5 protein-coding genes are annotated in these 12,523 nt (G+C 35.1%); 4 read left to right on the forward strand and 1 reads right to left on the reverse strand.

All coding sequences use genetic code 11. The features are described from left to right. Window positions 1-39: 39 nt before the first annotated feature. Window positions 40-2,028 carry a TonB-dependent receptor gene (locus X965_RS15850; RefSeq protein WP_036418834.1) on the reverse strand — a complete coding sequence of 663 codons (1,989 nt, stop codon included), beginning with the start codon at window positions 2,026-2,028 and terminating at the stop codon, window positions 40-42. A gap of 172 nt (window positions 2,029-2,200) precedes the next feature. Here X965_RS15850 and X965_RS15855 point away from each other — a divergent pair, with 172 nt between their 5' ends. From X965_RS15855 to X965_RS15870, 4 genes are all read left to right on the forward strand, one after another. Beyond that, entirely contained in the window at window positions 2,201-3,514 is a 1,314-nt protein-coding gene (locus X965_RS15855) for an MFS transporter (protein WP_036418836.1), read from the forward strand. Window positions 3,515-3,545: 31 nt separating this feature from the next. Then, complete coding sequence (locus tag X965_RS15860; protein WP_032097871.1) at window positions 3,546-4,283, forward strand: class I SAM-dependent methyltransferase; 738 nt, start codon at window positions 3,546-3,548, stop codon at window positions 4,281-4,283. Between the two features lie 20 nt (window positions 4,284-4,303). After that, window positions 4,304-10,408 (forward strand): non-ribosomal peptide synthetase, encoded by a 6,105-nt coding sequence (locus tag X965_RS15865; RefSeq protein WP_036418837.1) that lies wholly within the window; start codon window positions 4,304-4,306, stop codon window positions 10,406-10,408. Window positions 10,409-10,420: 12 nt separating this feature from the next. Continuing rightward, window positions 10,421-12,523: type I polyketide synthase (locus tag X965_RS15870; protein ID WP_036418840.1), on the forward strand; the 2,103-nt coding region annotated here is incomplete at its 3' end.

Genomic DNA, 12,523 nt, shown 5'->3' on the forward strand with positions numbered 1-12,523 from the left:
AAAAACCCGCTTTTTGGCACAGGCGGGTTTTACTATACCCTAAAAGTTAATACTTCCCTGAACCCCGATCTCTCTCGGGTTACCTAGCTGTGCTTTATTACCAAATGCATACGTTCGATATAAAGTATCACCAATATTTTTCGCATAGATACCAAGTTCATATTGCTTTGTAGGGTGCCATGATATTGATGCATCAACAACAGTATAATGCCCTTGTTCTAAATTATTTTGCTCATTAAAGTAAAATGGTCCATTAAATCTGACTGCAATCCGAGAAGACCACTTTTGCTCCTTGCCATATAAACCATCCCATGAAATTAATGAACTACAACTAGGAGTATAAGCAGGTCTTTTATTTTTATGTTCTCCACTGGTAAACTCTGATTGATTGAACATGCCACCCAGTGAAATACTATGATTAGGGGTAAGCTTTGATTTCCAAAGATATTCTATCCCTCGACTTCTTGAATCTCCCATATTAGATAATGCCTGATAACCAATAACACCTACATATCCTTGAACATCTTTACTATCTATTTGATATAAAGTAATTTCGGCCATATGGTTATCATTAACACTGTGCCATTTCCAACCTAATTCCATTTCCGTGGCAGTTTCCGATTTATAAGAAGTCAGAGCTAGTTTATCAGCCCCTTCTTTGTTAAAACCACCAGGTTTAAAACCGCGGCCAACTCCAAACCATATACGATTCTGCTCATTTGGAAGCCAGGCGATACTTGCTCGTGGAATAAAGGCATTAAAAACTGCATTATTATTATAATTAGACTCACCTTTTCCTTTTTCTAAAATAATCATTCGAGTTTTTGCTTTTTCGTGAGAAAAACGAGCCCCTGCACCTAACTCCCAATTGTCATTTATCCTGTATGCACCATCAAAATATCCAGAGTAATTATAAATATCATTATCAGATTTTTTTCCTCCCATTCCGACTTTCCCTACAGATAAATTATCATGTCTATAACCCATCTTTTGAAATGATATCCCTATAATTCCACTTAGATCCCCCCCCTCATAATTAGCTCTTGCTTCTGAATACAAAATATCCTGAGAATCATCTTGTAACGTCCCGTCCATAAACAATCTATCTATATCCATATTTTGATAAGAAAGTATCGTTTTAAACTTCCATTCATCATTAAAATCATAACCAGTATTCCAGGAAATGTTTTTTAATTTACGTTTAAGATTAGGTGTTTCATATAACCATTCAGTATCAATTTTTGAACGTGAAAGAGGTGAAAAAGGAACAAAATATTCCTCATGAGAATGGTAATTTTCTCCACCTACTTTTAAATTAGACTCAAATAATGTATCAGGGGAAATATAATTAGCAGACAACCATCCAGCTTTTATATCTCTGCTATCAACATTTTTTTTATCCCATGCTGGATTGTTCAAAGAACCATTATTTCTATCGAGACTAACATTCCCCTGAAAAGCCCAGCCGTTTTCCATGTAGCCAGTGCTTCCTCCTGTATTGATTCTTTCCCCTTGACCAAAATATTGCCCCCCTAACCATGCTTCAGCGTGACTACTGGGTTTTTTGGTAATAACACTGATAATCCCCCCCAATGTGCCACGCCCATAAATAACTCCTTGTGGGCCTTTAAGTAGCTCAACTTGCTCAACCCCTTGAAGAGATTGAGCATACGATTGAGAAAGCTGGGGAGCACCATCAACAAACAGTCCCAAACTCGGAGAAAAGAAATCGGCCGAAGATTGGCCCCGAAGAGTCATATTGTTATAAATACGCGAACTTCGGTTTGCAGATAACAACTCAGGAAAAACTGCGCTCAAATCATCAGTTTGATTAACTAAAGATTTTTTTAACTGTTCATCAGTTTGAACATTCACATTACCAATTACATCAAAACTACTTTGAATGCGCTTAGTTGCAGTAACAGTTATTGTATTATCATGCTGTTCTGTGGCAGCTACAGAGCTTACTGTTACCATTGTAGCCGCTACAAAAGATATAGATTTAAATAAAGTTCCTTTATTTTCCATATAAACCCCAAAATGTGCAATGGCACTTTACGCTAAAATGTTAATGCGAATTAATATCATTTGCATTGTTATTATTATTTGAGATTGATCACATTTTGAGCATTAAAATTATATATACTTATGAAAGTGTGCTGAGTGACAGAAAACATGAATATTAAGGTGGGTTAATAGAGTGCAAACCAATGACAAAAAACAAAAGGATCATTGCTGCTATAAATCAATCTGTTATGAGTTATCAGCCAACAGAAGGATCATTATGGCTATAGGTGGGGTTTATATCACCCAAACCCTTATATCAATGATTATCATGCAATCTGTACCAACCTTACTAAGAAGTGAAGGATTTTCTCTCTCTTTAATTGGATTGACTTCACTTTTTATGCTTCCTTGGACACTTAAATTTTTATGGTCTCCATTTATTGAACGCCTGAGATTACCTTTTGGAAAAAAATTTCGCCGTTCACGTAACTTGATTCTTATTGGTCAATCATTGGTTGCTCTTTTAGTTTTTTTACTTATTCTAATAAACCCTAACGATAATATAAGCAAACTGAATAATCTTTGGATTTTTGGAATATTTATCCTATGTGCATTCTTAACATCGACTATTGACATTGCATGTGATGGCATGGCGGTAGAACAGATTAAGGCAAGTAATAGAGGGTGGGGAAATATTGCTCAAGTTGGCGGAGGAGAAATAGGAGCATTATTAGGCACTAGTGGTTTTTTATTAATTTCCAGTTATTTTAGCTTAAATACTGCATTTGCTATATCAGCTCTAACCATCATATTACTTACAATTCCAACACTCTACTTTAAAGAATCAGATAGACTAACCACATCTGAAACTTACCATATACCAAAATTATCATATGCATTTAATCGAAAAGAGGTAAGAATTGGTATTTTATTAGTAGTTTTATTAGAAGGAGGTAACAGAATCACAGATATGATTACCGGACCTCTATTAATAGATATAAATATTACATTAAATAATATTGCACTATTAATAGGAAGCTTCAATTTTTGTGCAAGCCTATTTGGAACACTTTTAGGTGGTATATTAATAAAAGTATTTGGCATATGGAAATCAATTTTCATTACCTATGGTTTACAAGGTTTAATTTTTGCTTTCATATCCATGGCTATAGGAATAAAATATATCCCACATGAAATACTTTTTTTACTTATAGGGTTAAAATATATTCTTTTTTCTGCAGGACTAGTTTCTTTTTACACTGGTTTAATGAGCTTATCTTCATTGAAACAAGCTGGTATTGATTTCACTATTTTCCAATGTACAAATGCTTTTACAGCAATCATTGCTACTCTATTAGGTACTTGGACAGCGGAGAACTGGTCTTATCATTTTGTTTTTGCAATATCATCTATTTATACTTTTATCGCAGTACTAATTTCCATTAAATTAATAAAAAAACGCCTTAAACTAAATATTTCATCAAACAATTTTGAGCAATATGTATAATTAGTAGGAAATTGAATAAGGTAATTACAGAATGGATAGCTATGAAGATTATTATACTCAGTCTGCTGAAATGTATGATATTTTAAGCGAACCTCATTGGGAAACTCGTAAAGATACATTTATAAAATCCTTGAAGTTTATGGGAGTAAAAACAGGCAACTGGTTAAATATAGGTTCCGGCACTGGCCAAGAATTAAGTATAATTGCGCAAATGTTTCCAGACATACATATTTTTGCAATTGAACCGTCTGCATCTATGCGTATTGGCCTAATGACAAGAATTATGATGTTGCCTGAAATACAACACCAAGTAACTGTGATTGCTGATACATTTCAAAATACCATTCTACCAAAATCATTTTCTGCCGCTATTATATGTGGCTGTATAGGATATTTTAATCAGAATGATAGAAAAATATTATGGAATAAGCTTGCAAATGGGCTAGAAAAAAAAGGTGCTATTTTGGTAGATACAATGCCGTTTAATACGCCTTGTAACATTTCTAAGATACTACTAAATAGCAAAAAAATAGGGAACCATATCTATGAAATTTATTTAAGTGGCAAACCTATAGATCAAGAAGTTATTCGTTGGAATATGAATTTTAAAATCATAGAAGACGATAAAGTCATACGAAATTTTAATATAGAAAGAGATTGGTATACTTTTGGAATTGAACAAGTAATTAAGGAGGCATCAAGAGAAGGATTGGTCCATGAAAACATTAGCTCAAGTACTGTACCAATGACAATCCTCCGCCATAAATAACTCATAATTAAGGTATAGAAATGAAAATATTAAGTGATATTAATAACATAAAAGAATTATGCTCCAAGCAAATAAACATTGACAAAAATAAATTTTCAGATAAGGACAATCTGATAAAATTAGGTCTTGATTCAATTGGATTTATGCAATGTTTATATATTTTCCAAAAAAATGGTTATGCTATAACATTAAAAGATTTGTATTTAAATCCAACAATAAAAGGATGGTATAAAATATTAAAAAAATCAGATATAAATAAAAAAGAAAGAAAAGATAATATATATACACATAAAACAATAAAAAATGCTGGTGAGTTTTCACTTACACCTATACAACATGCCTATTTTGTCGGCCGTTTGAATAAACAAACTCTTGGTGGTGTTGCTTGCCAAATTTATCAAGAATTTGATGGCATCCCTAAATTTACTCCGGAAAGTCTAGAGAAAGCATTAGTATTATTATCAAAACGTCATCCCATGTTGAATATAGTATTTCACCAACAGGGTACACAATTTTGGTCTCCTAACCTAAATAGAAAATATGTTACATATCATGATTTTAGTAAATTACCAAAAGATGAGTATGAGAAAAAACTTTTACAATTACGGGAAAAATTAAGTCATCAGGTGCTGAATGTTGAAAGTGGTCAGTTAATTGATTTTCACATGATATCGCTACCTAACAACAGATATCGTTTATGTACTAATATTGATATGTTGATTGCGGATGGTACAAGTTATTCATTACTCTTTACTGAACTTTGTTTATTATTGAGCGGAGAAGTACTGCCTCAGTTAGATGAACACTATGACTTTTATAATTATTTACAAGATAAAAAACAGTATGAAAACAAAGAATCAGCATATCAATATTGGAAAAATAAAATCTCAAATCTACCAGACGCTCCTCTCCTGCCATTATATATGGATCCAGAAAAAATAAATAAAATAAAAACTAAACGCCTTAGCTGGACATTTAGCTCAAAAGAATGGAAAAATTTTAGTAATTTTGCTAAAGAAAATAATATTACACCTTCCATTGCATTAGCAACCTGTTTCTCATCTGTACTTGCAAGATGGACTGGCCAAAATAGCTTATTACTCAACTTTACATTATTTGATAGAAAGCCATTAGCCCCTGCAGTTAATAATATTATAGCTGATTTTACTAATGTCATTCTTTTAGAAATGAAAACAGACAATCGACCATTAATTTCATTATCTAAAGACAATCAAAATACATTTATTGAAGCTTGGCAACATTCTGATTATTCTGGTATTGATATCATTAGAGACCTTCGTAAAAATGGCACCCATCCTTATGGGTGTCCTGTTGTCTTTACTAGCCATATTAATCAACCACTTATTGATAAAAATATAGAATCTGTATTAGGTTCTATAGGATGGGGAATATCACAAACCCCACAAGTTTGGCTTGATCACATGGCAATTAACAAAAGTGGAAATATTGTTTTACAGTGGGATTATAACAATGACTTGTTCCGGAATGATGTTATAACAACAATATTTGATGTTTATATTTCTCGTATACGCCAACTTGCCAACGATCCTAATGCCTGGATTGAAACCCAACCTGATTTAATTCCTAAAAAACAATTAAAAAATAGAATATCAGTTATCAAAAAAGATAATTCACTATTACCACATACACTGCATAAGTCTATTTTCCATAATTATTCAAATTCATCAAAAATTGCTGTCATTGATATCGACTCTCAGGAATGGAGCTACAAAAAATTATTATCTAAAGCAACAATACTCAGTGATCAAATAATACAACAAGGTTATAAACCAGAAGACAGAATTGGTGTATGTATGCCAAAAGGAGTAGGGCAAATCATTAGCGTTCTGGCTATTTTATTAATGGGGGGAACTTATGTTCCGATTGATGTACTACAACCAGAAGAACGTATAAACCGCATTGCTAAAAATGCTCAGCTTTCATTACTCATCGTATCTGATAGCGATCCATCCTATTCAATCTATGCTACATTTTGTAACAGGATTGTTTGGCAAAAAGTTCAACCCTCCGAGAATAAACCACTACACAATATAGATATATCTCCTCATCAAGCAGCTTATGTTATTTATACTTCAGGTTCTACTGGAGAGCCTAAAGGTGTTGTTGTATCCCATGCCAGCGCAATGAATACCTGCCTTGATCTCAATCGGCGATATAACATTTCAGACAAAGATCGGGTACTTGCCATATCAGCACTACATTTTGATCTGTCTGTTTATGATATTTTCGGTGTTTTAAATGCCGGAGGGACTCTTGTATTAGTTAAAGAAGATGAGCGCCGTAATCCTGATGCATGGTTACGACTTATTAACCAACATAAAATAACACTTTGGAACAGCGTACCTGCACTGTTTGATATGTTACTAACCTATGCAGAAGGAATAGGGTCATCCATTCCACAATCGCTGCTATTAATCTATCTCTCTGGAGATTGGATTGGGCTTGATCTCCCGACACGTTACTATAATTTCTGCCCTGATGGACAAATAGTCGCCATGGGAGGTGCCACAGAAGCCGCTATTTGGTCTAACTATTTTAATGTCACAACATTAGACCCATCCTGGAGCTCGATACCTTATGGATATCCTTTATCCAACCAACGTTATCGTATTGTTAATGCTAGAGGAGAAGATTGCCCTGATTGGGTATCAGGAGAACTTTGGATTGGTGGTGCAGGCGTTGCGTTAGGCTACCTAAACGATCCCGAAAAAACAGCACAACAGTTTGTAAAACAAAATGGTGAAAATTGGTATAAAACAGGTGATATGGGAAGATATCTCCCTGGCGGTATACTTGAATTTTTAGGAAGACGTGACCGCCAAGTTAAGATTGGCGGATACCGTATAGAACCAGGGGAAATTGATGCCGCATTCAATAAGCTTCAGGGTGTGCAAAATGCGATTACACTATGCCTTGGTAATGGTAATAAAGAAAAAGCATTACACTCTTTTGTGATACTAAATTCGGGTAATTACCAGAATATTATCAGTTCAAATAGCGCCTTTTCTCCCCTCTACTATCTGCGCTCAACCCCAATAAATGTACAACAACAATCCCAAGAAACGGCAATCATAGCTGGATTTTTATATGATTATCTTACTGAACAAAATATTGATTTCGACAACCTCTTGTCAGAAAAAAAATCAGCAGATGACCATGGCATTATCGCTAGCTATCAGTCATTAATGGCTAATTGGCTAAATTTAATAGCACAATATCCACAAACTACACTCAATTCCCCCCCAACTAATAGTACCCAGCGAACGCTAATAGAAAATTTGCAGCGCCACAAAAACAATTTAACAGACATACTCAAAGGTAAAAAATCAGCTCTAACACTATTTGATGATCCCTATTGGTCACCAGAACAAGTCACTATGCGTATTGATGGAATGCACTACTCCTTAGAAAATTTACTACAACAAATAAGAGAACTTCATCATTCACTAAAAAGGCCAATAAAAATCATTCAATTAGGTGCTAGAAGCGGTATTTCAGCAAATTATATTCTGCAACGATTACCCAATAATATGGTTACCCTACTGCTAACTGATGAGTCTCTTTCAATGGTAACGCAAGCTAACCAAAATTTATCAGATTATCAAAATAGTTATGCTGAGCCTCTTACAGAAGTATTTCTTCATAAAAATCGATATAGTGCAGATATCATTTGGATGAACAATTATCTTCATCGATTAGACAGCCCACAAAAAGAGATACAAAAATTCGTTTCACTCTGTGCTCCGAGTGGAATGATTTTTATACAAGAAGTGTTACATGCCCCTGCACAATCACTGATAAGCATCTCTTTATTACAACAAAATGGTAGTGATCCTGCTGATGAATTATTAACAGCAAAAAAATGCAAAGATATCTTTAGCGCTTCTACTGCGACTTATAAAAGTGAAGGAGTTAACGGCGAAATATTGACACAGTTATACCAAGCACCAGAAAAAATTTATTTACCAGATAAAAATAAGCTAGAGCATGATTTGCGCCAATTTTTACCAGACTATATGATCCCAAAACATATTTATTTTCTAACTGAGTTCCCCTTAACCGCAAATGGCAAAATAGATAACCAATCATTAAAATTGTATTGTCAGGAATACCAAGAAGAATACCTAAATCAACAACCTATCAATGGTAAAGAACAGATCATCATAACAATATGGCAAAAGCTCCTTGGCACCAACAAGATACACCGTCACAGTCATTTCTTTCGTGAAGGGGGAGATAGCCTAGTTGCTATTCGATTGATCTCTGATTTAAACCATATTGGCTACCAAGTTGAACTGGAGCATATCTTTGCTTATCCGATCCTTTCTGATTTTGCACAAAATATAAAGCAGAGCGAAGTTTTCGAAAAACAGCCAGCAATTTCACATAACGAGGCGTATAGATACAATCCATTTCCACTCACTGATATTCAGCAAGCTTACTTAGTTGGACGGCAAAATAATTTTACACTTGGGGGTGTTGGTACACATTTTTTTGTCCATTTTATAGCGGAAAATTTAGATGTACCTAAATTAGAACGTACAATTAATCAGTTGATTTCTCGTCATGATATGTTACGTGGTGTCATTATTAATGGACAACAACAAGTACTTAAAAAAGTTCCTTATTATTCCGTTAAAACGCATTATATCCCTACAGAAAAAAGTGACGCTTTTCTAGTATTACGAGCTCAACTTGCTAACATTGTTTATGATCCAGAAAATTGGCCTTTATTTGCTATTCAAGTTATCAAGACCAAAGAACAACCAGATCATATTTTTATTAGCCTTGATAACTTATTCCTTGATGGAATGAGTATGCAGATATTTTTCAGTGAGCTAAAAACGCTATATATGGAGCCAAATCACCAATTTATCCCTCTAGATATTACTTTTCGAGATTATATTGATTGTGATGCCTATCCGATTAACACACAAAATGATTGGGAATATTGGTTAACGCGTTTACCACAATTACCACCAGCCCCACAATTGCCACTAATAAAAGATCCAGCACAGATTGTGCAACCTCGCTTCTCGCGTTTACAAACATCATTATCTACTTCTGTTTGGCAAGCACTACAACAAGTTGCTCAACAAAATAATGTTACGCCAGCAGCACTTTTGATTGCTGCTTATTGCGCCACATTATCCGCATGGAGTAAAAGCCCTGAGTTAACAATTAATTTGACATTATTTAATCGGCATCCTGTACATCCTCAAATAAATGAAGTACTTGGTGATTTTACCTCATTACAATTACTCGATTGGTATACCTGTGATCTTTGGTCAAACAGTATCTCAATGATGCAAAAACGTTTACATAAAGATATGCAACATCGTAGTGTTTCAGCCATTAAAGTAATGCGTGAAATGGCAATTCAACGACAGATGTCTCATATAGAGATACCTGTCGTTTTTACCTGTGCATTGGGCTATAAACATGATGAAGGTTTTCTTTCTCATCATTCATGGCTAAAACCTGTTTGGGGAATATCACAAACACCACAAACATGGCTAGATCATCAAGTATATGAGTCAGACGGTGAATTATATTTAAACTGGGATTTTGTCGAACAATTATTTGACTACACAACCATTTTTTCCATGTTCCAGCAATATGAACATATACTCACTAAACTGGCTACTGAACCACAATCTTGGCAATTGCCACTAAATAAACTTATACCAAGATGCAATAATCTCGTCATCACCCCAGTTTTCAATGCCAAAAATAATCAAAACACACATTATAAACAATCTACTGATACACAAAAAACAGGTCAGACAATACAAAAACTACAACAACTTGTTAAGCAAGTTATTGGAATAACATTAGCACCTGAAACAAATTTTTTCGAAGCAGGTGCCAGCTCTTTACAATTGGTTCAACTTCATGCAGCACTACAAAAAAATGGCTATAGCCATATTACAATTACTGATCTGTTCGCTAGTCCAAATCTAAATACATTAGCGCAATTGCTTTGGCAAAACACTTCACCAACATGTGAGCAATATTCCGACCGAGACAAACACAAAAACAAGAGAAAGAAACGGTTACAACTACGAACTCATAGTAGATAAAGGATATTAATCATGCTGAATTTTGAAACTTTCTATGGTAATAGTGAACCTATAGCTGTTATTGGTCTTTCTGGTCGCTTCCCTGATGCACAAAATATTGATCAATTTTGGCATAACATAATTAATAAACACGATAGCTCTCGTCTTTTTTCTGAAGAAGAACTAAAAGCCGCAGGTGTCGCTGAACAAACTTATCGTTCACCTGATTTTGTTAATCGTGGCGCGCCGTTAGATGAAGCGGAATATTTTGACGCTACTCTATTTAATTATTCACGCTCAGAAGCTGAACTTATCGATCCCCAGCAAAGAATTTTTTTACAAGGTGCTTGGCATGCTTTAGAGCATGCTGGATATGCCCCTTGCAATATAACCATCAAAACAGGCGTTTTTGCTTCAGCAAGAATGAGCAGCTATCCTGCCCAGCAAGATTTAGCATTGCACAATATTGGCCATGTCCGTGGCATGCAAAAATTATTAGGGAATGATAAAGACTATCTCGCAACACGTATTGCATATAAATTAAATTTAACTGGTCCAGCATTAACTATACAAACCGCTTGTTCTAGCTCCTTAGTTGCCGTACATATGGCTTGTGAAAGTTTACGCTCTGGTGAATGCAGTATGGCTATTGCTGGTGGAATTGGTATCACATTTCCACAAACCGGTGGTTATCTATATCAGAAAGGCATGATCTTCTCACCAGATGGTATTTGTCGTCCTTTTGATGCAGAGGCAAACGGTACTTTTGCTGGTAATGGATTTGGTATTGTAGTGTTACGTCGTCTTGAAGATGCCTTAGTGGATGGAAACACAATTATTGCTGTATTACGTGGTAGTGCCATTAATAATGATGGTCATCAAAAAGCGGGATTCACAGCTCCCTCCGTAGCAGGCCAAGTTTCAGTTATTAGAGAAGCAATACAACTGGCCGATATTAAAAATGAAGATATTGAACTTATTGAAGCACACGCAACAGCTACACCATTAGGTGATCCAATTGAGTTTAGTGCATTATGTCAGGTTTTCGCTGATCGCTCTCTTACTGCTTCTAAATGCGCTATTGGCTCAGTTAAAGGCAATATCGGACATCTGGATACAGCAGCAGGTATCACTGGCCTAATTAAAACGATATTAGCGGTAAATAAAGCACTTATTCCTCCATCTATGCATTTTAATCACCCAAATCCTCAATTACAAATAGAAAAAAGCCCGTTCTACATTCCTAAAAGCCCTAAAGCTTGGTCTAGCAGAATACGAACTGCTGGTGTTTCTTCATTTGGTATTGGTGGAACAAACTGTCATATCATTGTGCAATCATTGCCTGACTCATTAGTATCAATCAAACCTGAACAAGAGGTAGACAATAATTTTGAATACTCATTATTGCTTAGTGCCGCCACAAAAGAGAGTCTAAAAAAACTTGCTGGTGATTATGCACCATTAATAAAAATTACCCCAGCAAACATTCTGGCTCATAATGCATTACAGCAAAGACAACTCAACTTACCATGGCGCTTATCTATCCCCTTAACAAGTGAGAGTGATATTTCACTGTTAGCTTTCTCTCAAGGAAGTGCTGATTCTTTAATACAATATGGTCATACATCAACAAATAAGAAAATAGCGTGGCTATTTTCTGGTATGGGATCACAATATCCTGCTATGGGTAAAGTGATGTACCAACATTCAACAACATTTGCCGAAACTATCGATCGTTGTGAGCAAGCATGCCTGCAACACTTAACATTTCCGTTAAAAGAAGTCATGTTTAGCCTACATAGCGATAAACTTGTTAATGCCAGTTATATTCAAGCGGCTATTGTCGCCTATGAAATCGCAATGGCAGCACATTGGCGAGCAATCGGTATTTTACCTGAAATAATTGTAGGTCATTCTTGCGGAGAATATGCCGCAGCCGTTATCGCTGGTTTCTATACAATCGAACAAATGATGCCACTTGCTGTATATAGTGGACAATTAATGGAAAGTCATGTTAATGGTGAAATGATTGCTGTATTTGCAAAATATCAAGATATTCAAATCATTGCTAAACGATGTCATGTTGAATTAGCTGCAATTAATGGTCATAACAACTTATCATTCGCGGGGCAACCT

Origin of the sequence: Morganella sp. EGD-HP17, assembly GCF_000512315.2 — a bacterium.
GTDB lineage: Bacteria > Pseudomonadota > Gammaproteobacteria > Enterobacterales > Enterobacteriaceae > Morganella > Morganella morganii.

Coding starts and splice junctions, on each gene's coding strand:
- X965_RS15860 (WP_032097871.1), top strand. CDS start 3,546: ATGGATAGCTATGAAGATTATTATACTCAGTCTGCTGAAATGTATGAT.
- X965_RS15850 (WP_036418834.1), bottom strand. CDS start 2,028: ATGGAAAATAAAGGAACTTTATTTAAATCTATATCTTTTGTAGCGGCT.
- X965_RS15865 (WP_036418837.1), top strand. CDS start 4,304: ATGAAAATATTAAGTGATATTAATAACATAAAAGAATTATGCTCCAAG.